We start from the raw sequence: 22,808 nt of genomic DNA on the forward strand, positions 1-22,808 counted from the left end.
TTCTATAAGTAGTTAATAATAATTTAAAGAGACGCCTTTACTTTAGCGAAAAAATCTTCTCTTCTTCCCTCTAGGACTGAAAAAACATAGGATTTAGATTTCTCATAATTCATCTCTGCCATACGCTTCTGAAGTTCTACATCTTGAACAATCTTAACAATATCCATGCTCAATTTCTTTGCATCACCTGGCTTGTGTAAAAACTCACTAGCTAATAACTCGGGTGTTCCAGCAACACTAGAGGCCAAAATCGGGCAAGCCCTGCTCATTGCTTCAATGACGACACGAGGGAGTCCTTCCTGCTTTGAGGGATGAACATAAAGATCCAAAGAATCTAAATAGCTAAAAATCTCCTGGCCAGACTTTAACTTGCCGCGTACAATTGTTCGATCTTCTAATCGAAATTTTTGAATTAAGCTCGTCAAATAAGAAGGATCCCCCCCTCCAACAAAATCGATGGTTATCCTTTTTAATAGATCGGCCGGTAGATCAGAAACGGCTTGCAATAGTACATCATAGCCTTTATAACGTACATTTATGTTTCCAATTACGCCTAAACGGATCGCGCCGTCCGCTTCTTGCGAATTTATTTTTTTCAATCGTACTTCTAAAGCTTTCGGATCCACTTCTTGGACAATTACATTTGAAGCATTTGCAGTAAGCGTCGCGTCAGTAGGATATCGGTTCTGCAAAAAATTTTCTGTAACGAAAATTGCTGCAGAAGCCTTCTTTACGGCCTTCTTCATCTTTATATAGCTGTATGGAGCAATGAGCTTTGGGCTAATGCCACCATAATTCCAGTTAGCATCCCAAGAACAACCAACAACTTCCGCTACGTATGGTACGTTATTTTTTATGCAATAATCTGCTGCGAATACAGAAATAGTCGCTGGGAAGCGCATAATAACTGCATCATGCTTTTGTATCTCATCAATAAGTCTTTTTTCAATCTCTTTACGTTTTCTAAAGTAATCGGCTCCTCCTCTCACATTGTCAAACAGATTAAACGTAACAGAATCCTTTTCTGCGAGATTGTATCGAGATGTGTCGTCTTCCACCTTACATCGACCTATTACTGTTACAGAGCTGAAATGTTTAAGATACCGCTCCCAAAGTTTAGAATCGAGATTCCCTGAGGTATATAAAGCACCTGTTTCTCTATTTTTAATAAATGGGTGATCGTGTATAAAAAGTGCTTTCATTAATATAAAAATCGATTATTTAATATTGGTTTAATATGATATCTTATTAGCTTTCATCATAGTAGACTCTGATGAAGAGTTGATAATTTTTATATTTTTTGATTTCATTTTCACTTGATTTCCCTCAAAAGATATATGATTGTCTAGCTTAATGTTTTTTTGAGAACTTTTCAGATCAATCACTGTAGGTAGACTTATTTCATCGATAGTATTATTGACGAATCTCAAATCATCATTTACACCTTCTTTTTGGAATGAAATGCCACCGCTTATTTTATTGTTCTCAACATTAGATTTTGAAACGTCGTTGATAAAGATAACTCTAGAATTACTAAACGAATTTGCAGGACTGTCAGTGTTCAATCTATTACTTACAAATTCAAAGTTATTTAAAGACCTTACATAAATTAAATATTCCAATTTGAAGTCCTTATTACTACCAGATCTTTGGATTTTGCTTGACGCTTGCACATTACCCGTATAAAAAAAATCATTGTCGATAAATGATATCGAAACATTATTCTTAAGTTGAGTTTTTTTAGTAGCACCACGATAATAACATATCCGAAAATCAAAATATATCTTGTTTTTTGAGACTATTAATTTTCTACTAGACGGCAGGCTCATTGTAGTCTTATCTTCAAAAATAGTGGTGTGGCCTTTTGAACTAATGATATTATTAGAAATTGATGCTATTGCTGTTCCATCATAGAAGTCGAATAATTGCTTACCATTTTTAGAGACAGATGTAATTTTGTTTCCGCTAAACAAAATATTTGTTGTAGGATTATTAGACTGAGTCCTACCTTTCAATCCGGCCTCTGCATCAGTAAACTTAAATCCCCTATTAACATCCTTAAAATTAATAATATTGTCGAGAAATGTTATGCCGTCAATCCCAGCAAATCTAAATCCATCATGCTGATTATTAATATTTTGTACAGCATGACTATAATTTACTTCAAAAGAATTTTCTCTAAAACTGTAACCTCCATATTTATTTTTGGTTAGGTTCTCCATGTATACCCCACCGTATATTTTACAATTTTCGACTACCAATCCATTAATTGGAATCTTGTCTTGACTCTTTATTGCATATTGAAATCTACTTTTATAGTAATTCTCCAAAGTTGAATTTAAAAGTTTTGTATTATGTCCTCCAATTCTTAAAAGAACGAAATATGATTTGGTGGAAAAATGGCATCTACTTATGGTAACGTTGTTTGCTTTTAGATCGATCATTTTTAATCGAGCTCCAGAAATATTAAGACTATTGATTACTAGGTTATTAGATGAAATTTCAACACCCACAACAGCATCGGAATTTACGGTGACAGTAGCCCCATTCCCTTCGATTGAACAAGTTATTCTTAAAGGTTTAGAGACTAAATATTGACTATTAGTTTTTAAGACCAATGTTGTTTTATTTTTTGTCGCTACATCTATTAGAGCTTGCAAGGACTCCGTTTTGAATAAAGAAGTATTTGCACTAGCATTCCCATTTGCCAGTGTCGCAATTAACAATATAAAAAGAAAATACGACTTAAAAAACCTGTGTGTTATTTTTTTGGATGCTATCATGACGTTCATTATATATGTATTCGCCAACCAATATATTCTATTGTCGGAGAATCTTTCCTAATTATTTGTGCTGGGTTACCTAACACGATACTATTATCAGGAACATCGAAATTTACAAAGGCATTTCCAGCAATCAATACATTATTACCTACAAAAATCCCACCAACAATAACAGCTCCGGGTCCAATGTATACGTTATCGCCAATAGTGGGTGAGCCGGCTTTTTTCCCCCCTTTTGAATTTCCTAAGGTAACATTTTGTAGAATATTACAATTATTCCCTATTTTAGATTTAGAATTGATTACAATTCCACCGAAGTGTGGCAATAACAAACCTCTACCGATCTTGACACTTGTGGGTATTTGAATTCCATACTTTATAAAGTAATGCCTATAAAACGGAAAAGCCATACTCCATCTCAAACTATACTTACGAGAACTTGAAACTATTCTGAAAAATAAAATGAACCTAAAACCGGGATTTCGCCAAGCTTTAAAAAAAGCAGTCAAGCCTGTTCCCCCTGTATAGCGATAAATATCATCTTTAAAATTTTTTACCATTCCAATTAAATTTTTTCGTAAAACATACTGAACCATTTTTCGGGTCTATAATATTCGCAAGTCCAATCAGACAAGTTCAGTCTGCGTCTTAACGCGTGGCTATTTTTAACTTCCAATATTTTACGTTTAGCCTCGATAATATCTGTTGGGGATACCAATTGTGTATGAAATTTTTCTGGAACGGTTTCTTTAATCGGATCTATATCGGACGTTACAAACGGCAATCCCACCATCATTGCCTCAATCAGAGCATTTGGCTGACCTTCAACTTTAGAAGGAAAATAAAAACAATCCATAGTTCTCAAAACCTTGCAAATGTCTCGCCGCATCCCCAATAACAAAATTCTTTCGCTCAGGTTTTGTTTTGAAACAAGTTCTGAATATGCAACGTCAACATTTTTTCCACAGAAAATAAAATAAACATCTGGGTGTTCCTTGCAAAGTTCAATTGCAACGTTTATAGCAGTTTCGTGATTTTTCTGTTCATTTAAACGTCCAACATGGCCAACGACGAAGGCGTTACTAGAAATTTTTAGTTCATCTCTCAAATCACCGCTATTATCTAAAAAAATATTTGAATCAAGACCGTTGTATATGACTTGAAATTTATTGTTTCTTTCCCACCTATCGTTATAGAAATAATTCAACGCTGATTTAGAATTCGACAGAACATTCGTTGCCACATTCGGAAGAATCCATGTAATCAAACGATTATATTGAACTTTAAAAAATGTCTTTTGAAACTTCTCACTAGAATTTCTAAAAAACCCTACACGCTTTTTAATTCCAGCTAACTTAGCAATTAATAGAGGAACAGCTCCAAAACTCCCTGTTAAATCACAAACTGAGTCATAATTAGATTTAATAAAATCTTTTCTTAGTTTGTAATAGTCCCTAAAATTAAAATAACCCAAATGGAATGGCTTTAAATTTACGCCCAAATTCCTAAATTCATTTTCAAGTTCTCCCAGTCTCCCAGATTTACAATATACTGTGGCATCGATCTTATCAATATAGAATGAAAGAAATCTAAGAAGATAATTTTCTGTTCCTCCAGCATTTACACCATTTACTAAAAAGGCAATTTTCTTTTTCATAGAACTTTATTTACCCTCTTCCCCAAAAACTTATTAAAAATAAGAAGATAGAAAACAAATTTTAACGGATTCAAAAATATGGATCTATTTAAATAAATAGATAACATAAGCATCATCAGATAAATTAATATTATTAAATAATTGTGGTTAACGTGAGTTTCATAAGTCAAGTATGAAACGAAATATCCAAATAGGAAAAAGATCAAGATTGTTAAATGGACTCCAAAATTTATATACAAATCACCTATAATCTCTGACCCCACACCCCAATTTGGATTATTACCATAAGTTAAAAAGGTAAAAAAGTCAGTAGAACTTGAATAGATTTTATTGGGGGAGTAAACGGTTGAGCTCATGGGTATGACCTCGACAAGATTGTTAAATATTGTATACCCGTATAAATACGGATGCGAATCGGGAACCACGTCTAAAGCTAAGTACAGAATCGACGCACTTTTTGCTAGCTCATCAGTTGGAAATAATGTATCTTCTTTTTCTTCAAAATTCTGAAGTCCCGTTGAAAATATTCCACCATCCCTTTTAGAAACATCACTCGTTCGCCCTAAGCCAATCAGCATGAAAGTAAACGCTCCACCAACAATCAATAATGAAAGTTGCTTAAATGATATTTTTGACACAAAAACGCTGTAACACCCAATGACTAATAGACCAAACTGCATAATCGGCCCACGGTCTCCTTGTGTTAAGAATGACAACACGTAGATTATTGATATACCTACAAGTAGTTTATTATTAAATATAGCGGTAGCTATTTTATTTCTAGATCCTAAACTTTCGCGATTGTTGATGAAAAAATAGATTACCCCCAGAAAAAGTATAGTTCTGAAAACAAGAAAAATATATGTTGCTCCGGCACCCCAATTTGAAACTCCAGAATGATTTCCAGACCAAAAACTTCCCCCGACGATTATAATAAATAGGATAAATGTAGTTAACAACAAAAAATTAAAACTATTAACAGGCTTAATATAATAATCAAACTTATTGCTATTAATCTGGAACGATTTTTTAAAAGATGTGTACAAATAGAATCCCGCCATCCAAATCAAAAGGCACATTGCGCTTAGCCAAGTCGCATAATTTACTACGAATTGGTTGATCCAATAATTCGGATATGGCGGATTTATGTCAAAAAGCGAGTAAAATAAAGTGGTCTGAAAATGTACAATAAAAAAGCCAATAATGAATAGAACATCAAACCTTATCCAAGTTTTATATAATTTTGAAACGGCTTTAAAAAAAACAACAATATTTAATATAACAATGACTGAAACATTAATTATATAAGAAGTATCCAGTCCCTCTCTTCGATCAGGAATGAAGAAAAAGAGTAAAGCGAGTGAAACAAGAACAAATAAGAATGAAAATGGATTAGACTTCATCTATTTCTTTTTTTTTATGTACTTTAGAAGGATCACTAAACCCCAATTATAAAAAATATTTCTGTTAATTATTATCATCAATTCAACTGTTGATTGAGCAGAACTCCATTCTTTCCTTAGCAAGTATGACTTCAAGTTCCTAATAAATATATGAATTGACGTAGATGGATTAAATAACAGAGCCCCTCGTTCTCCAAATTTATCCAATGAGTCGTATCCATATTTTATTCTTTCCCTAATTAGGAAGGTAGCAAACTCTGACAGCAGTACTGGTTCAAAATTTAACGCAGTTGTTTTAGAAACGGACGATTCCTGTATAGACCATTCATACAATTTATCGGGAAGAAAAAATATTCGAGAAATTAAACTCATTCTGTACCATAAGTCTTTATCTTGTCTATATTTAAAGAATGATCTATATCCGCCTGACTTGTGATAATCATCCACTCTAAACATTACAGCTCCATGATTCAACATATTACGAGAAAGCAGATGTTCTGTAGAAATCTCCATAATAGTATCTGAAACATTATTTACCTTTCTATTAGTAACACCCACGCCGACAACTCCGACATCACCATTGTTTTCCAAAAATGCCACTTGCGTTTCAATCCGTTTAGGAAGCGAGATATCTCCAGAGCCATGAATCGCAATGTACTTCGAATCAACATTTTTAATCACATCGATTAATGATTGAGTAAAACCCTTATTTGTTTCGTTGCGAATAACACGAATTCTAGAGTCGAGCGTCTGTTGATAAATTAGTTTAGAATAGGTATTATCACTAGAATTATCATCGACTAATATGATTTCGACATCAGAATACGATTGAGTTCTTAAGCTTTCAATCGATTGTTCTACAGAGTTTTCGCGATTATAGTAAATTGATATTATTGAAACTTTTGAAGCCATCGCATTAAATTATTCTTTGCTCAATTTCTAACATAAATCCATATTTCATACTAACTAAGCTGTTGATATGATTGATTATTTCAACAATATCATTTCCTTTCGCATTATTGAAATTTACAATAAAACCGCCATGCTTTTCAGAAACTTTTGCACCGCCTATGGTAAAACCTTTTAATTTTAATTCGTCAATAATTGCCCCAACATAATAGCCTTTGGGTCTTTTAAATACACTACCCCCATTTGGCAATTCTTTAGGTTGCTTTGCCCAGCGTTGCGCCTTTATCGTTTCCATTTTCTCCTTTATCAAATCTGGTTTTGATAAAGTTAGTTTTATCCAAGCCTTTAACACGATCTTATCGGTATTTCTCTGAAAAAAACTATTCCGGTATTCGAACGACATATCTTCCTTCAAGATCTCTTTTATTTGCAAATCTGCCAAATCAAGGTATCGTACCTTAACCAAAACGTCTTTGATTTCCTCCCCACTCGCACCAGCATTCATAACAACTGCTCCGCCTAAGGAACTTGGAATGTCATAGAAGATTTCAATACCGCTAAGCGAGTGCTTTAGAGCAAAATCCGCAACGTCATGCATCATTGCTCCAGCTTCGATCTCAATAAGATTAGAATCTTTCAAAGAGATTTCATTGAAATTGCCATTAAAAATTACAATCGGCCTTTCATAGTATTCGCTTGCTAAGATAATATTATGTCCGCTTCCTAGCAAAATATAGTTATTATTCTGACTATATAAATCTACTATATCTTTTTCATTTTCAGGAAAATACACCTCCTTAGCCGTCGAATGGATTCTATAAGAATTGAAGTTAGTTAAATCAAAATTTTTATAATATATCATTACCGTTTTTTAAGTTTATTAATAACACTAAAAATAGGATCGAAATCAGATTTTCTAAATCTGAGGATTTCAGATATTGGAATCTTAACTTCTCTACTATAGAAAAAAAGAAAAGTAAGTGCAGCTATGATATAACTTATAGTAGAACAGATTGCGGATCCAGCGGCACCATATTTCGGGATAAAGATATAATTTAAGACCACATTAATAATTAAGGAAGGAAACATCGCCTTCATAGCAATCCAAGGTTTACCCTTTCCCGCTAAATCCATATTCATGACCTTAAAAATAGTTAATATGACCACGCCTGGTAATAGAAATTTTAAAACTAAGATGCTATCCCGGAAAGATTCTCCATACATGGTTATGATAATAAAGTCGGAAAGCAAAAAGAGGGTTAAAGAAGCTGAACCAATAAGAATAAATGAAATTCTCAACAACTGGGCGACTTTCATGGAAAATTTCCTATCGTTTTTCGAAACAGCGCTTCGCGCAAATACAATTGTACTTAATAGCATTGGAATTTGCCACAAATACTGCGTTATGGTTGAGCCTTTAGAATAGATCCCCAACTCATAGGACGAACTTAGTTTGTCCAAAAGAATATAATCGGCTTTATAGTTTAAATTAATAATTAATAACGAAAAAGCGTAAATTAATCCTAGAGACAGCATTGATTTAATAACAGTCAAATCAACTTCGAATTTAAAAGCTCTCAAGAAATCGTTCCTGAACAACATTAAAAAAGCCATAAACAGTGGGCCACCAATAACTGCTAAAAGAGCACCTGTAACACTAAGATCAAGCACTACGATAAAAATTAATGTTAAAAACAACGTTAGAAGAGGAGGTATCCAATTGACTTTATTAAAAGCACTAATATTATTTTTCCCTAAAAAAATTCCTGAATTATAAGTTACAAACAAATTAAATGGAATTGGCAGCAATGACAAAAGCACCCAATACAAATTATCTCCAGATTTACTAAAGTAACGCATCAAGATAAAGCAAATAACGAATGACAGAACTGTGGTACACATCCAGATTTGCGTTATAGCAGTCTTAATTTTCTCCTCTGGATACAGTCCCTTACCTAAATAATAAGCAGTCGATTGTCGAATCCCTAAAGACCCAATCGTCATAAACAGAGATGGATAAACAGCAAGCCCCGCAATAATACCATTCCCCTCTGGGCCAATATAGCGAGCGGTTATAATGGACGTAAGAATTCCTGAAGAAATAATTACAAAATTTGACACACCGACCCTTGACAGATCTTTTATAAACGAACTCATTGATCTTTCTGTTTTATTTTACATGGTGTTCCATAAGCAGTACTTCCAGACGGAACATCAATGTTAATCAAGCTATTGGCTCCGATAACACTACCTTCGCCAATGACAACACCTCCGATAATTTTTGCTCCAGCAAATATCTTAACCCCCCTTTTAACGGTCGGATATTCCAAATCTTTGCCCTTTTTCCCATGGCTGCCAAACGTCACTTGTTGAAAAATCATTACATCATCTTCAATTACGACCCCCTGTCCGATTACAATTCCTAATGGATGGGGCAATCTCAAGCCTTTGCCGATGCTACAGTCATACGAAATATCACAGCCTCTTTTGGTAATTAGCCTATATTTATAACGCAATGCGAGCTGTCGAAAAAGGAAATTGTTCCTTTTATAGAAAAATTTACCTATTCTATGATTTAGTAATATCCTAAATCTAGCACTGTAAAAATAACTTTTTATGAATAGGGGTAATGATGGTTTTCCTCTTAAATCACCTTTAATTTCCTCTATCAGGGTTTGCAAAGTCATTAGAGCTTTATGTTTAGTTGAGTTAATTTCTCATTTAGATTCTCATATCCGCGTTCTATCTGCCAAGAATTTTCGATTAGCGTTTCTCCTTCGGCAGTCAATCCAGCCAACAACAACGCAATTCCAGCTCTTAGGTCTAGAGCGTTAACCGTAGCTCCGTGCAGAGGAGTTCCTCCATTAATTACTAACAAATCTCCTTCAACGCTATAGTTCATTCCCATTTTAGCTAATTCTTCAGCATATCCGTAACGACCAGGAAACCGTAAATCAATGATTTTAGATTCTCCTTGAGACATGGCGCCATATACAGCAAATAGGGGCTGCATATCCGAATTAATACCCGGATAAGGGCCAGTGCTAATCTCAATAGGATACGCTTCCCCTCCTCTTACGATTAGACTATTTTCCCCTCTGTAGAAATTCATCCCACTTTCGCGTAAGTACGTCATAGGTATTTCCAAATGCTCAAATGGAAAATTTTCAATTTCGACTTCTCCCTGAGTTATAACAGCTCCAATGGCCCAAGTCAGTGCTTCCATATTGTCTGGAATTACTGAGTGCTTGACCCCAGATAGTTTATCAACCCCCTCAATTACGATACACTTCTGGCCATAAACCTTTATTTTGGCACCCATTTTATTCAATAAAGCTATTAGGTCTATGATTTCAGGACGAATATGCGGATTCCATACTGTAGTAGTTCCCTGAGCTAATGATGCACAGATAATAGAATTTTCGGTAGCGCCTGTAGACCGCATAGGTAGATGAATGTTGTTGCCCTTCAATCTACCGCTTTCTACTTTTGCGCAAAGATAGCCCGGCTCTTCTTCCCAAACCCTAGCACCCAAATTCTCTAAAAGCATAACGTGTAGATCATACTTTCTCTCCCCCAATTTACATCCCCCAGGTAAAGGGACGCGCCCTTCGCCAAATCGAGTAACTAGCGCTCCCAATATAAGCAAGGTATTGCGAATTGAGCGCTCTGTCCAGTCTAAGGTAGTGATGCCAGACTGAGTTTCTTTAATAAAGACATTGTCCTGCTTTGCAGAAAAATCCTTACCCAAAACCTTGAGCATTTCCAAATGAACTTGTACGTCAAGTAATCCGTTCGGGAAATTATTTAATTCAATTTGCTCATCTGTTAAAAGCGAGGCTGCCAGTAATCTCAATGCGCTATTTTTAGCGCCACTTACTTTAACATTTCCGTACAGCCGGCCTTTTTTTATCTTTAAAATATCGTTATGCATAATTGTTCTTATTTAGTATGTATATTTTTTGAACCACTCAACAAACTTCTCAACGCCATTTTGAATTGGTGTTTCACTTTTGTAACCGATGGCATTCAGATGTTCTGTATCCGCCCAAGTTCTAGGCACGTCTCCAGGTTGCATTGGCATCATGTTTTTATCAGCTACCTGTCCTAAATTCTCCTCTAAAGTTTCGATAAACTCCATTAGCGAAACTGGTGAGCCGTTTCCTATATTGAAAACCTGATATAAAGGATGTTCTTTTTCTTTCTTTGGTGGATTGTTCAGCGTGAGTATAATACCATTAACAATATCATCTATATAAGTAAAATCTCTACTCATATCACCATTATTAAATACTTTAATCGCTCGATTTTCGGTAATCGCCGAAGCGAACAATATGGGAGCCATATCAGGCCTGCCCCAAGGACCATAAACCGTAAAGAATCGAAGTCCAGAAGTAGGGATTTGATACAGATGGCTGTAGGTATGGGCCATTAATTCATTGGCCTTTTTTGTTGCTGCGTACAGACTAACAGGAAAATCAACTCGATCATCTTCAGAGAAAGGCACTTTGCCGTTTTCCCCATATACAGAAGAGCTTGACGCGTAAACCAAGTGCTGTATTTTGTTGTGACGACATGATTCCAGAACATTTACAAATCCAACGATATTACTATCAACATAAGCCATTGGATTTTCCAAACTATATCGCACACCAGCCTGCGCTGCTAAATTTACAACCGCATCAAAACTTTCCTCAGCAAAAAGTTGTGGCAAAGATTCTCTATCTTCGAGATTGATCCTGACAAAGGTAAAATTTGGAAGTGTGGTCGATATCGATTTACGATTCCACTCTTCCGCTTCAGCTCTCTCAACACCTAGCTCAGACAAACGTGCATATTTGAGATTTACATCGTAGTAGTCGTTGATATTATCTAAACCAACAACTTCAAATCCCTGTTCAAGCAACTTTTTGCTAAGATGAAAACCAATAAATCCTGCCGCTCCGGTAACAAGTATTTTTTTATAACCCATGTTCTGAATAATTTAAGTATAACAGCCTATTCTCCTATTGCGTAATACACGAATCCTAGATCTTGCAACTGCGCACTATTTAATAACTTGCGGCCGTCAAATACAAAAGAAGGTTTTTTCATGCTTTCTTTGATTCTCGACCAGTCATAGTCTTTAAATTCATCCCATTCGGTAAGAATTGCAGCAGCGTGAGCATCCGCTAATGCCTCGTATGGATCATTTACAACTTTCACTAAACGACGGTTTTCTTCGGGAGTTCTTGTGCCTAGATAATCAAGATCTTTGTAAATCTGCTCTGCAGGAACTTTTGGGTCGTAAACGATAACATTTGCCTCCTCATCTAACAGGTGATCTGCAACATAAATAGCCGCGGACTCACGCGTATCATTTGTATCCTTCTTAAATGCCCATCCTAAGAAAGCTATATTTTTACCATTTACGGTATTGTATAAGGTTTTAATAATGTTTTCTGCGAAGCGGGTTTTCTGATGGTCGTTCAAAATAATTACCTGTTCCCAGTAATCCGCAACAGCGGCTAAATTGTACGACCGGGCGATATACACCAAATTCAAAATATCTTTTTGAAAACATGAACCTCCAAATCCAACAGAAGCCTTCAGAAACTTCGAACCAATTCTGCTGTCGTGACCAATAGCACGCGAAACTTCATCAACATTTGCACCAGTAATTTCGCATAATTCTGAGATGGAATTAATTGATGATACACGTTGAGCTAAAAATGCATTAGCAACTAGCTTCGATAATTCTGACGACCACAAATTTGTCGTCAAAATACGTTCTGTAGGAACCCAAGCTGCATATACGTCTACTAATGCTTGGATAGCTTCTTGATTTTCTCCACCAATTAAAACGCGATCTGGGGCATGAAGATCCTCAACCGCTGTACCTTCAGCCAAAAATTCTGGATTTGAAAGTATATGAAAGTTTACACCGTTGCCTGTATTATCCAATATAGATTTCAAGGCTTCGGCCGTACGGACAGGCAGTGTAGATTTTTCGACAACGATTTTATCTGAAGTCGCTACAGCGGCAATTTGACGAGCACAAAGCTCAATAAACTTTAAATCTGCGGCTTGTCCTTTTCCTTTTCCATAGGTTTTGGTTGGTGTATTTACTGAAATGAAAATCATGTCAGCTTCGTCGATTGCTTTTTCGACATCTGTTGAGAAAAATAAATTTCTACCACGAGCCTCAGCGACAACCGAATCTAATCCTGGCTCATAGACAGGAAGTTTAGACAAATCAGCGTCATTCCAAGCGTCGATTCTCGCTTGATTCAAATCGACTACAGTAACTTTAACATTTAAATTCTTTTGTGCAATCACGGACATCGTTGGTCCACCAACATAGCCAGCACCTATACAGGTAATTTTTCTAATTTTCATAACTTTACAATCTTGCATCAACCAAAGAGCGATCCAAACGCGCCTTGATATCAAATACAATGCTTATATCTTTGACTAATGATTTAATATTATATGTTAAAAATTCATCGTGTGCCACAGCTAGTATGACGGCTTCATATTTTTTCCGAGGATCCAATTCTGTCAACATGCTCACGCCATACTCTGATTTAACTTCTTTATGGTCTGCCCAAGGATCAAAAATATCGACTCGAACTCCATACTCGAGTAGCTCGTTTCGAATATCAATCACCTTCGTATTTCGAATATCTGGACAATTCTCCTTGAAAGTGACACCAAGTATTAAAGCCTCACTTGTCTTAAGGTTCATATCTTTCGACAGCATCAATTTAACGACTTTTGAAGCTACAAATTTAGCCATCGAATCATTGACCCTTCTTCCTGAAAGTATAACATCCGGATGATAGCCAACTTGATCTGCTTTATGAGCGAGATAATATGGATCTACGGAAATGCAGTGTCCTCCAACTAAACCAGGCTGATACCTTAGAAAATTAAATTTTGTAGACGCAGCATCCAAAACGTCATTAGTGTCAATTCCAATTCTGTCAAAAATTAATGCTAACTCATTGACAAACGAAATATTTACATCTCGCTGTGCATTTTCAATCGCTTTCGATGCCTCCGCAACTTTAATTGATGGCGCTTTAAAAGTCCCTGCTGGTACAATGGTTTGATAAAGCTTGTCAATTTGTTCGCTAATTTCAGCTGTAGAGCCAGAAGTCACTTTAACAATGGAAGATAATGTATTAAGTTTGTCTCCAGGACTGATTCGCTCTGGTGAATATCCTACAAAAAAATCTTTGTTATAACTTAATCCAGAATACAGCTCCAAAATTGGAACACACTCCTCTTCGGTACATCCGGGATAAACTGTTGACTCATAAATCACAATATCTCCGGGTTTAAGAATTTCTGCTATTGCTTTAGTAGCATTTAACAAGAAACTTAAATTCGGGGAATTGTATTTATCGATAGGTGTAGGAACTGTCACTATGTAAATAGATGCAGAGGAAATATCTGAAATAGAGGAGGTGAAGCGATATGATTTATTATGTAATGAATCCATAATCAAGTGAGTGTCAACCTGTTTAGTTCTATCAAAACCGGCTTTCAATTCCTCAATTCGTTTCAAATCAATATCATAGCCCCAAACTTCGAAATGATTGGCAAAAGCTAAACCTAACGGAAGTCCGACATATCCCTGCCCTATTATAGCGATATTAAGCATGTTTAGCTATCCGCTTTCTGTTTAGCATTATTTAGTTCCTTCTCTGCGACTACTTTGCGTAATCCTGAACTGGAGAAACGATGGTCTCTTTTATTGAAATACAATTCAATTCCCTTTTCTTCACAATAATCACGTCCTGTAAAGTTTTTGTTTTTGTATTCATCTCCAACAATACGTACATCAATTTTAAATGAACGCAACACGTCATCTAGATCCTGCTCCGTAATATATGGCACGATTTCGTCTACGTATTTACAACCTCTTAATTGGATATACCTCTCTACAACTGTCTGTGTCGGTTTATTCTTTTCCGGTCGGTCCAACGAAGGGTCGACTTGCAAACCGCAAATTAAATAATCACATTGTCTTTTGGCTTCTTCCAGCATAGCAACATGCCCAGCATGAAGTAGATCGAAAGCACTAAAAGTAATACCTATTCTTGGTCCCGAATTAGTGTCTAGTTGCTTTTCAGACGGTTTTTCTTTCATAAATGAAATAGTTATTAGTAAATAAAAGATTTAAGTGTTATTTTATGCTAAACATCATATAAAACAATTCGATGCACGATGTCTACAGGTTCTTCAAAATACAAATTTATTTTTTTACGCAATAATTGAGCCGTTTTGTCAGCTAGATTAAGTAAATATATTGTATTTAAATCATTCCCTAAAATTAGAACTTCAATTTCACCAGAATCCAAACCTTTTGCATAATCACCTATTAAAGCTACTGACGAAACATCGCCAGCCCGATCTAATACATTTTCAATAATCTGATCAATACCCAAATACGAATGAATCAACTTTTGAAGAGACTTAAAAAGAGGATGTGTTTCGTTTGCTTTATATAGTATTTTATTATTGTGCTGACTTTTAACTAAATAGCCCGCGTCAGAGAGTTGATTAAGTTCTTTTCGGATTGAATTTGTTGATTCATTAAACTCTTCAGCAATCCCGCGCAAATAACCTGTATTTGTCGATGAAACAAAAAATTTGATCAGCAATTTTAACCGGGTTTTCGATGTGATTAAGGCTTCTAGCATAGTATCGAACTAAATCGAGCAACAAAAGTACTCAACCTGACTGATATATGCAAATAATTGACAAAACTTAACGTTAATTTAATAGTATAGTCGTAAAAACGACCATTTATTAAAAATTAGATAAATATATCTAAATTCGTGAAGGAGGTTGGCTAATTAAAATCCGCCAAATCGAAAAAATGGATTTAGAGTTTACGCACGTAATCGTAATAAATTCCTTTTAATCCTTTAATATTTTCCAACATTTCTTCTCTTCTTATCCACTTTTTGGACAGGGAAATCTCTTCTAAACAGCCAACTTTTAGCGAGGTTCGTTTTTCTATAGCGGCAATAAACTCAGTCGCTTCATTTAATGATTCATGCGTTCCAGTATCTAACCATGCAAATCCCCTTCCCAACAATTGCACATCAATCTCTTTTTCCCCTAAAAACAACTCATTAATTGTTGTGATTTCTAACTCGCCTCGGTCCGACGGATTTATTTTTTTTGCGGCTTGGACAACCTTATTGGGATAAAAATATAGTCCAACAATTGCGTAATTCGATTTAGGATCTTTAGGTTTCTCGATAATGCTCAATACTTCACCGGCTTGATTGAATTCGACAACACCGTATCTTTCGGGATCATCTACATAATAACCGAATATTACTGCCTTCTTCGAGACTTCCACTTTATGGATACTTTCTGCTAGTATTTTCGAAAAACCAGCCCCATAAAATATATTATCACCAAGGATTAAACTAACATCATCATTACCAATAAACTCCTCTCCAATGATGAAAGCTTGGGCAATTCCTTCAGGTTTTTCTTGAATAGCATAGGAAATTTTCAATCCTAAATCGGCACCGTCAGCAAAAAGCTCTTTAAAACTTGGCAGGTCTCGTGGGGTAGAAATAATTAAAATCTCGCGGATATTAGCCAACATCAAAACTGACAATGGATAATAAATCATCGGTTTATCGTAGATTGGCAACAGCTGTTTTGAAACCACTTTGGTCAAAGGGTGTAATCTCGTACCACTTCCTCCAGCTAATATTATTCCTTTCATTTATTTACTCGTTTTGACAGTCCACAGAGTTTTAATTTGAAACCTCGTTTAGCATTTTTTGCAAACTAGATTTCCACTCTGGAATGTTTATTTCAAATGTATTCTTAATTTTAGTTTTATCCAATAATGAATATTTTGGTCTCTGCGCTGCTGTTGGATATTCTTCTGAACCAATGGCCAGCACTTGACATTGAAGATTCAATATATCCCGAATTGTAACAGCAAATTCATACCATGATGCCTGTCCTTCATTTGAATAATGATAAATTCCACCCTGCCATTTATCCGAATCAATAATTTGAAAAATAGCTTCTGCTAAATCCTTAGCATAGGTCGGAGAGCCGATCTGATCCGATATGACTTGGATTTGATCACGTTCAGACAACAGGCGCTGCATTGTTTTCACAAAATTTTTCCCGTATTTTGAATAAACCCACGAAGTTCTGATAATTATGCCGTCTGGTAATAACCTATTAATCGCCTGTTCGCCTTTGAGCTTTGTTTCTCCATACACATTCAGTGGCTCGGTAGCGGAATCCTCATCTAATGGCAAGGAAGATTGTCCATTAAATACATAATCCGTGGAAATTGCAATTAACTTCGTGTCATTGATGGCGCAGTATTCAGCGATTTGATCCGATGCCAAATGATTTATTTTTTCAGCTAGCAAAGGTTCGGATTCAGCTAAATCAACCGCGGTATATGCTCCAGCATGAATGATGTAGTCTGGTTGATACATATCCAACACAGGATGAATCAAATTTATTTGATCTAGAGGAAGTTGCTTTCTGTCTAGAAAAAAACATTCGAATTGTACTTGATTACGAAAAACATCTTGCAACTCTAATCCTAACTGACCGGTTGACCCAGTTACTAGAACTGTTTTTTTAGAGGAAGGACTCATAACACAACTATTTGTAAAGATGTTTGAAAGTTGGCAAGATCAGATCCTTTTCTGAAACAATTAATTCAGTTGGATCTAATTTCCAATCAATGTTTAAATCTTCATCATTGAATATAACACCTTCTTCAGATTCTTTATGATAGTAATTATCGCACTTGTAAAAGAATGATACTTGATCAGATAGCACGACGAAACCATGCAAAAAGCCCCGAGGAACAAATAGCTGCAATTGGTTTTTATCTGATAATTCCACAGCGACATGCTGTCCGAACGTATCAGAATCTGGTCTTGCATCCACAGCGACATCAATTACTCTACCTTGTAAAACGCGAACTAATTTTGCTTGTGCATGTTCGCCTGACTGTGCGTGCAGGCCTCTCAAAACTCCCTTAGTAGAATAGGATTGATTGTCTTGAACGAACTTTGTGTCTAGACCTGTCAATTCTCGAAAAGCATGTTCATTGTAACCTTCAAAGAAATAGCCCCTATTGTCAACTATTACTTTAGGTTCTAAAATGAAACACCCTTCAATGTCGGTATGTATTATTTTCATCAATCTTTAAGAATTATATTGAGTTTCATAATATTTTTGATAATCACCAGATGTAACGTTGTCGAGCCATGGCTGATTAGACAAATACCAATCAATTGTTTTACTTAAGCCTTCTTCGAATGTTACTGAAGGTTGATAGCCCAATTCTTCATTAATCTTCGTTGCATCAATCGCATATCGCAAGTCATGCCCAGGACGATCTTTCACATAAGTAATTAACCGTTGGGAGGTTCCTGTCTCTCTGCCTAACTTCTCATCCATCTGTTTGCAGAGCTCCTTAACCAAATCAATATTTTGCCATTCGTTAAATCCCCCTACACTATACGACTCTCCATTTTTTCCTTTATGAAAAACCAAATCGATTGCTCTCGCATGGTCTATTACGTATAACCAGTCACGCGTATATTTTCCATTGCCATAGATAGGCAACGGCTTATTGTTTAGTATATTGTAAATACAAAGTGGGATTAATTTTTCAGGAAAATGATTCGGGCCGTAATTGTTAGAACAATTAGTTAGCACAATCGGAAGGCCATAAGTATCATGGTAGGCGCGAACAAAATGATCTGAAGCTGCTTTTGAAGCCGAGTATGGAGAATGTGGATCATACTTAGTATCCTCTGTAAAGAAGCCCTCTTGCCCCAATGCACCAAAGACTTCGTCAGTAGAAACATGATAGAATCGCTTGTCTTCAAGGTTGTCTTTCCACAATTCCTTTGCAGCATTTAGTAGATTCACGGTTCCAATCACATTCGTCATAACAAATTCGGTAGGATTAGTTATTGACCTGTCCACGTGCGATTCTGCGGCTAAATGAATAATACCATCTGGTCTAAATTTTTCAAAGACTTTATTGACGGCTTGGGCATCCGTAATATCTGCTTTCACAAACGAATAATTTTCATTATTCTCTACATCCGTCAAATTTTCTAAATTACCAGCATAGGTTAACGCATCTAAATTAACAATCTGGTAGCCGCGATATTTGTTAACGAACTCACGAACAACATGCGAACCGATAAATCCAGCTCCCCCGGTAATTAAAACTGTCTTCTGCATGCTGTAAAAATACCTAAATATTGTCGAAATTAATTGTCAATACGCTAATTACGTTCTATTAGGTAAAAAGCAATTGATTTTTTATCGTACAATACTTCATTAAATCCTTTACATCGTATTTATTTACAATCCGCCGAATCCCAGACAAATGCTTTTCATGATGTATATCCGTACCTACAAAATCATACATCCCTGCTTTGATCATCATCATTGCATTCGTTTTTACAGTTTCTCCATAATATCTGGAAATAGATAAGAGGTTTAATTGAAGCATGCACCCAGCATTTTTAATTTCCTTATAGATTTTAAAATTCTGATGGTAATAATTGTAGCGCTCCGGATGTGCCAAAATAGGCTGGTACCCTTTATCCTGTATATCCTTAATTGTTTGAAACAATGATTTGGATTCTGAAAGGTATGACATCTCAATCAGCATATGCTTTTTCGGCATCAAGCATAATTCATCACTCTCAATCAAATGACTGAGACCGTCATCAAGCATGTATTCTGCCGAGTATTCGATTGGAAAATCAATCCCTCTTTCTTCTAATGTGGCTGTTAAACTCTGGTGGGCTTTTGAAATTGTCGCAGGAGTATTATCATGTACTCCTTTCATAATATGTGGCGTAGATACAGATTTATGGATGCCTAAATCTTTTAACCCCTGTATAAGATGTATCGATTGTTCAATAGACTGACTTCCATCATCTATTGCTGGCAATAAATGGTTGTGCATATCACAGCCGAGCCATGATAAACAGTGTGCATCTTTACTTTTTTCTTCTGATTTTTTGCTATTAAATAATTTTCCCCAAAAAGACATAATAAGTTTCGTAATTGTTTATAACGAAGAAAAATTAACTTTCGCTACATGTTGGCTATTTTAATTAATTAAATCGCTGTTTTCGCGTTCTAATTGTTCGTATATATCTTTGACTTCTTGCGCTTTAGATTTATGCAAAACTAGCATAGCATCGTTGGTATTGATTAGAACTGAATCTGTCAAACCAAGGAAAGTGACATGTTTGTCAACTCCGATACTTATATTTCCGTGTTCATCTACTGGATGGCCTTTTTTAACTAAATAACTATAAAGCGAATCAAATGAACCCATATCCGACCAATAAAAATTGGAGGGAACAACTTTAATGTGCTCGCTTCTTTCCATTACAGCGTAATCGATACTTTTTGAAGGAATCTGAAGTGAAAGTTCTTCATTCAAATAACCGTCTTTAGAAAACTCATACGCTTTCTCTGCGGCCGCATATAAGTTCGGTTCAAAACGCATAAGCTCATTCAAATAAACTCCCGCGCGGAAACAAAAAATACCTGAATTCCATAGGAAGTTTCCCTTCTTCAAAAATTCTTTCGCCGTATATTCATTCGGTTTTTCCCGAAAGGAAATAACAGCGTTGTTTTTATGTTCTATGTAGCCATAACCTGTTTCAGGTTTGTTCGGCTCAATTCCAAAAGTTGCGATGTACCCCTCTTGCGCGAAAGCAATGCCTTGATTGATTGCTTTTAAATACGCTTCTTCATCTTCAATTAAGTGGTCAGAAGGAGTAACGAACAACACATCATCCGAATGGCAAGCAAATGCGGCAAAAGCTACCGCAGCAGCGGTATTCCTTGGTACGGATTCTATAATCTTCGTGTAGGTGATGCCCTCCAATTCGCTGCTGGAAAGTTCGATATTCTGAGAATTGCCAACTAGAATCAATTTTTCTGCAATTTTTTGATTCCGCTCTAAGGTGTGTTTAAATAAAGATTTGCCTTCGAAAATAGGAATATATTGCTTTGGCTTTGATTTTCTGGACAAAGGCCAAAGTCTAGAACCCACGCCTCCAGAAAGGATTACATTTACGATTTCACTCATTGTATTTCTTTATTAAACTTCTTTAGGAACGAATTCCGAAGCAACATCTTTTCTTAAGTATAAACTGGCGCAAGCTTTCGCGTCTGATAATGCATCATGAGCCTTCAATTCAATCCCCATTATACTACAACAAATACTCAATTTTGTTTTAGGGAAGCCGATCGCCCGATAAATTTTACTTGTACATTCCCAAGTGTCAGGAAGCTCCAATTCTTTATAATTCAATCCATACAGCTGCATTGTTTTTTGCAAGACAGACCGGTCAAACTGTTCGTCGTGGGCAACCATAAACTGATTTTGAAGCAAAGGTTTTATGGTCTCAAATAGAGAACCAAAAGTCGGCGACTCAAGCGTGTGCTTAGGCTTTATGCCATGAACGCGCGTCGTTTGCCACATGTACTCATTATTTGGCGGTTGTACCAAACTATAAAATTCATTGATAATTTCACCATCTCGAACATTCACAATCCCAATCGAACATATACTATTGTAGTTCGCATTTGCTAGTTCAAAATCTATCGATGTAAATGTCATTGGCGGCAAATATAAAAATTTTATAAAAATGTAATTTAAGAGATTATTGTCAATTCTTCACTACATTCGATAAATTTTAATTGATTTAATACCCGTATTTATTTTTCCATTTAGCCTTCAAAGACTCTCGCAGCTTGGCTTCCGAAGGATTATTCCCTGGCTCATAGAGCGTTTTGCCAACCAATTTATCGGGCATAAACTCTTGTTCGACAAAGTTTCCAGGATAACTATGTGCGTATTTGTACGATGCTCCATAATCCAGATCTTTCATCAATTTTGTCGGCGCATTTCTTAAATGCAATGGAACAGATAAGTCGCCTGTCTTTTTCACAAGCGCTTGCGCATTTCCGATTGCTTCATAGGACGCGTTGCTTTTTGGAGAGCTGGCCAAATACGTTACTGTTTGGGACAGAATAATTCTTGACTCTGGCCATCCGATTACGTTGACCGCCTGAAAACAGGTGTTTGCTAATAGTAAAGCATTCGGGTTGGCGTTGCCAATGTCTTCCGATGCCAATATCAATAGTCGCCTTGCGATAAATTTCGCGTCTTCTCCACCTTCAATCATTCTAGCCAGCCAATATACAGCCGCATTGGGGTCGCTACCGCGAATCGATTTTATAAATGCAGAGATAATATCGTAATGTTGCTCTCCGGTTTTATCATAAAGTGCCATATTCTGTTGCACCTGTTGCAATACAAAATCATTTGTAATTGGTTTTCCAAGATTTAGCGATGCATTTACTACTAATTCCAGCACATTATATAACCTGCGCGCATCGCCTCCAGACAGGCGCAACAAAGCTTCGTATTCTTGAATATCGACTTTCTCTTTGGATAGAAATTCATCTTCTTTTAATGCCCTTTCGATTAAAAAGATTAACTCTTCTTCCGTCAAATTTTCTAGGACATAGACTTGGCATCTAGACAGCAATGCTGAAATCACTTCAAATGACGGATTCTCCGTTGTCGCTCCAATCAAGGTGATGGTCCCCTTTTCAACAGCGCCCAGAAGTGAGTCCTGCTGTGATTTTGAAAATCGATGGATTTCATCTATAAACAATATCGGCTGTTCTTGATTAAAAGCAATCAATCGTTCTGACTTATCAATCACTTCTCGAACATCTTTCACGCCCGATTGAATGGCGGAAAGACTAAAAAACGGACGGTCCAATTCCTTTGCTAGAATAAATGCCAAACTCGTTTTTCCTACACCCGGAGGTCCCCATAAAATCATGGAAGGAATATTCTTCTGTTTTAAGGCATTGCGCAGCACAGCATCCTCCCCAACCAAATGTTGCTGACCGACATAATCCGAAATGGTTTTCGGCCTTAATCTTTCTGCTAAAGGAATTTTTGTAACCATAACAACAAACTTAACAGTTTTTAAC

Annotated in this window: 23 protein-coding genes; all 23 read right to left on the minus strand. The window is 36.1% G+C overall.

The window, feature by feature from the left end:
- Positions 1–23: 23 nt before the first annotated feature.
- The 23 genes from C4F49_RS02575 to C4F49_RS02685 all read right to left on the minus strand — a co-directional run bounded on the left by C4F49_RS02575 (position 24) and on the right by C4F49_RS02685 (position 22,783).
- On the minus strand, positions 24–1,202 hold the full coding sequence (locus C4F49_RS02575; RefSeq protein WP_196934295.1) for a glycosyltransferase: 1,179 nt from the start codon (positions 1,200–1,202) through the stop codon (positions 24–26).
- A gap of 30 nt (positions 1,203–1,232) precedes the next feature.
- Positions 1,233–2,783 carry a right-handed parallel beta-helix repeat-containing protein gene (locus C4F49_RS02580; protein ID WP_196934296.1) on the minus strand — a complete coding sequence of 517 codons (1,551 nt, stop codon included), beginning with the start codon at positions 2,781–2,783 and terminating at the stop codon, positions 1,233–1,235.
- 8 nt (positions 2,784–2,791) lie between these two features.
- Complete coding sequence (locus C4F49_RS02585) at positions 2,792–3,343, minus strand: serine O-acetyltransferase (protein WP_196934297.1); 552 nt, start codon at positions 3,341–3,343, stop codon at positions 2,792–2,794.
- Positions 3,344–3,348: 5 nt separating this feature from the next.
- Positions 3,349–4,440 (minus strand): glycosyltransferase, encoded by a 1,092-nt coding sequence (locus tag C4F49_RS02590; RefSeq protein WP_196934298.1) that lies wholly within the window; start codon positions 4,438–4,440, stop codon positions 3,349–3,351.
- Positions 4,437–5,843: an O-antigen polymerase gene (locus tag C4F49_RS02595; RefSeq protein ID WP_196934299.1), complete on the minus strand. Its 1,407-nt coding sequence runs from the start codon at positions 5,841–5,843 to the stop codon at positions 4,437–4,439. Before C4F49_RS02595 ends, C4F49_RS02590 begins: the two co-directional genes overlap by 4 nt.
- Complete coding sequence (locus tag C4F49_RS02600) at positions 5,844–6,755, minus strand: glycosyltransferase family 2 protein (RefSeq protein ID WP_196934300.1); 912 nt, start codon at positions 6,753–6,755, stop codon at positions 5,844–5,846.
- A 4-nt stretch (positions 6,756–6,759) separates the two neighbouring features.
- Positions 6,760–7,614: a UDP-N-acetylmuramate dehydrogenase gene (murB, locus tag C4F49_RS02605; protein WP_196934301.1), complete on the minus strand. Its 855-nt coding sequence runs from the start codon at positions 7,612–7,614 to the stop codon at positions 6,760–6,762.
- A complete protein-coding gene (locus C4F49_RS02610; protein ID WP_196934302.1) occupies positions 7,614–8,909 on the minus strand; it encodes an oligosaccharide flippase family protein in 1,296 nt (431 codons plus the stop codon). Before C4F49_RS02610 ends, murB begins: the two co-directional genes overlap by 1 nt.
- A complete protein-coding gene (locus tag C4F49_RS02615; RefSeq protein WP_196934303.1) occupies positions 8,906–9,268 on the minus strand; it encodes a serine O-acetyltransferase in 363 nt (120 codons plus the stop codon). The genes C4F49_RS02610 and C4F49_RS02615 overlap by 4 nt, the downstream gene beginning before the upstream one ends.
- 170 nt (positions 9,269–9,438) lie before the next feature.
- Complete coding sequence (gene murA / locus C4F49_RS02620) at positions 9,439–10,686, minus strand: UDP-N-acetylglucosamine 1-carboxyvinyltransferase (protein ID WP_196934304.1); 1,248 nt, start codon at positions 10,684–10,686, stop codon at positions 9,439–9,441.
- Positions 10,687–10,698: 12 nt separating this feature from the next.
- Positions 10,699–11,724: an NAD-dependent epimerase gene (locus tag C4F49_RS02625; RefSeq protein WP_196934305.1), complete on the minus strand. Its 1,026-nt coding sequence runs from the start codon at positions 11,722–11,724 to the stop codon at positions 10,699–10,701.
- A gap of 26 nt (positions 11,725–11,750) precedes the next feature.
- Positions 11,751–13,130, minus strand: a complete 1,380-nt coding sequence (locus C4F49_RS02630) for a nucleotide sugar dehydrogenase (protein WP_196934306.1) — start codon at positions 13,128–13,130, stop codon at positions 11,751–11,753.
- 4 nt (positions 13,131–13,134) lie between these two features.
- Complete coding sequence (locus C4F49_RS02635) at positions 13,135–14,400, minus strand: nucleotide sugar dehydrogenase (protein ID WP_196934307.1); 1,266 nt, start codon at positions 14,398–14,400, stop codon at positions 13,135–13,137.
- A gap of 2 nt (positions 14,401–14,402) precedes the next feature.
- Positions 14,403–14,888: an adenylyltransferase/cytidyltransferase family protein gene (locus C4F49_RS02640; RefSeq protein WP_196934308.1), complete on the minus strand. Its 486-nt coding sequence runs from the start codon at positions 14,886–14,888 to the stop codon at positions 14,403–14,405.
- Positions 14,889–14,935: 47 nt separating this feature from the next.
- Positions 14,936–15,442: an ArsR family transcriptional regulator gene (locus C4F49_RS02645; RefSeq protein WP_196934309.1), complete on the minus strand. Its 507-nt coding sequence runs from the start codon at positions 15,440–15,442 to the stop codon at positions 14,936–14,938.
- Positions 15,443–15,627: 185 nt separating this feature from the next.
- Positions 15,628–16,491, minus strand: coding sequence for a glucose-1-phosphate thymidylyltransferase RfbA (gene rfbA, locus C4F49_RS02650; protein ID WP_196934310.1), 864 nt, complete (start codon positions 16,489–16,491; stop codon positions 15,628–15,630).
- 31 nt (positions 16,492–16,522) lie between these two features.
- Positions 16,523–17,395 carry a dTDP-4-dehydrorhamnose reductase gene (gene rfbD, locus C4F49_RS02655; protein ID WP_196934311.1) on the minus strand — a complete coding sequence of 291 codons (873 nt, stop codon included), beginning with the start codon at positions 17,393–17,395 and terminating at the stop codon, positions 16,523–16,525.
- 7 nt (positions 17,396–17,402) lie between these two features.
- On the minus strand, positions 17,403–17,948 hold the full coding sequence (gene rfbC / locus C4F49_RS02660; RefSeq protein WP_196934312.1) for a dTDP-4-dehydrorhamnose 3,5-epimerase: 546 nt from the start codon (positions 17,946–17,948) through the stop codon (positions 17,403–17,405).
- Between the two features lie 6 nt (positions 17,949–17,954).
- Positions 17,955–19,007, minus strand: coding sequence for a dTDP-glucose 4,6-dehydratase (gene rfbB, locus C4F49_RS02665; RefSeq protein ID WP_196934313.1), 1,053 nt, complete (start codon positions 19,005–19,007; stop codon positions 17,955–17,957).
- Between the two features lie 58 nt (positions 19,008–19,065).
- Positions 19,066–19,830, minus strand: a complete 765-nt coding sequence (locus C4F49_RS02670) for a tyrosine-protein phosphatase (protein WP_196934314.1) — start codon at positions 19,828–19,830, stop codon at positions 19,066–19,068.
- A 60-nt stretch (positions 19,831–19,890) separates the two neighbouring features.
- A complete protein-coding gene (locus C4F49_RS02675; RefSeq protein ID WP_196934315.1) occupies positions 19,891–20,883 on the minus strand; it encodes a mannose-1-phosphate guanylyltransferase in 993 nt (330 codons plus the stop codon).
- Positions 20,884–20,895: 12 nt separating this feature from the next.
- Entirely contained in the window at positions 20,896–21,417 is a 522-nt protein-coding gene (locus C4F49_RS02680) for a 3'-5' exonuclease (protein ID WP_231388181.1), read from the minus strand.
- Positions 21,418–21,502: 85 nt separating this feature from the next.
- Positions 21,503–22,783, minus strand: coding sequence for a replication-associated recombination protein A (locus tag C4F49_RS02685; RefSeq protein ID WP_196934317.1), 1,281 nt, complete (start codon positions 22,781–22,783; stop codon positions 21,503–21,505).
- Between the last annotated feature and the right edge of the window lie 25 nt (positions 22,784–22,808).

This window comes from Sphingobacterium hungaricum (genome assembly GCF_015210005.1).
Classification (GTDB): Bacteria; Bacteroidota; Bacteroidia; order Sphingobacteriales; family Sphingobacteriaceae; genus Sphingobacterium; species Sphingobacterium hungaricum.

Coding starts and splice junctions, on each gene's coding strand:
- C4F49_RS02590 (WP_196934298.1), bottom strand. CDS start 4,440: ATGAAAAAGAAAATTGCCTTTTTAGTAAATGGTGTAAATGCTGGAGGA.
- C4F49_RS02685 (WP_196934317.1), bottom strand. CDS start 22,783: ATGGTTACAAAAATTCCTTTAGCAGAAAGATTAAGGCCGAAAACCATT.
- C4F49_RS02635 (WP_196934307.1), bottom strand. CDS start 14,400: ATGCTTAATATCGCTATAATAGGGCAGGGATATGTCGGACTTCCGTTA.
- rfbD (WP_196934311.1), bottom strand. CDS start 17,395: ATGAGTCCTTCCTCTAAAAAAACAGTTCTAGTAACTGGGTCAACCGGT.
- C4F49_RS02630 (WP_196934306.1), bottom strand. CDS start 13,130: ATGAAAATTAGAAAAATTACCTGTATAGGTGCTGGCTATGTTGGTGGA.
- C4F49_RS02640 (WP_196934308.1), bottom strand. CDS start 14,888: ATGAAAGAAAAACCGTCTGAAAAGCAACTAGACACTAATTCGGGACCA.
- C4F49_RS02610 (WP_196934302.1), bottom strand. CDS start 8,909: ATGAGTTCGTTTATAAAAGATCTGTCAAGGGTCGGTGTGTCAAATTTT.
- C4F49_RS02600 (WP_196934300.1), bottom strand. CDS start 6,755: ATGGCTTCAAAAGTTTCAATAATATCAATTTACTATAATCGCGAAAAC.
- murB (WP_196934301.1), bottom strand. CDS start 7,614: ATGATATATTATAAAAATTTTGATTTAACTAACTTCAATTCTTATAGA.
- C4F49_RS02645 (WP_196934309.1), bottom strand. CDS start 15,442: ATGCTAGAAGCCTTAATCACATCGAAAACCCGGTTAAAATTGCTGATC.
- rfbC (WP_196934312.1), bottom strand. CDS start 17,948: ATGAAAATAATACATACCGACATTGAAGGGTGTTTCATTTTAGAACCT.
- C4F49_RS02575 (WP_196934295.1), bottom strand. CDS start 1,202: ATGAAAGCACTTTTTATACACGATCACCCATTTATTAAAAATAGAGAA.
- C4F49_RS02580 (WP_196934296.1), bottom strand. CDS start 2,783: ATGATAGCATCCAAAAAAATAACACACAGGTTTTTTAAGTCGTATTTT.
- rfbB (WP_196934313.1), bottom strand. CDS start 19,007: ATGCAGAAGACAGTTTTAATTACCGGGGGAGCTGGATTTATCGGTTCG.
- murA (WP_196934304.1), bottom strand. CDS start 10,686: ATGCATAACGATATTTTAAAGATAAAAAAAGGCCGGCTGTACGGAAAT.
- rfbA (WP_196934310.1), bottom strand. CDS start 16,491: ATGAAAGGAATAATATTAGCTGGAGGAAGTGGTACGAGATTACACCCT.
- C4F49_RS02670 (WP_196934314.1), bottom strand. CDS start 19,830: ATGTCTTTTTGGGGAAAATTATTTAATAGCAAAAAATCAGAAGAAAAA.
- C4F49_RS02585 (WP_196934297.1), bottom strand. CDS start 3,343: ATGGTAAAAAATTTTAAAGATGATATTTATCGCTATACAGGGGGAACA.
- C4F49_RS02680 (WP_231388181.1), bottom strand. CDS start 21,417: ATGACATTTACATCGATAGATTTTGAACTAGCAAATGCGAACTACAAT.
- C4F49_RS02595 (WP_196934299.1), bottom strand. CDS start 5,843: ATGAAGTCTAATCCATTTTCATTCTTATTTGTTCTTGTTTCACTCGCT.
- C4F49_RS02625 (WP_196934305.1), bottom strand. CDS start 11,724: ATGGGTTATAAAAAAATACTTGTTACCGGAGCGGCAGGATTTATTGGT.
- C4F49_RS02675 (WP_196934315.1), bottom strand. CDS start 20,883: ATGAGTGAAATCGTAAATGTAATCCTTTCTGGAGGCGTGGGTTCTAGA.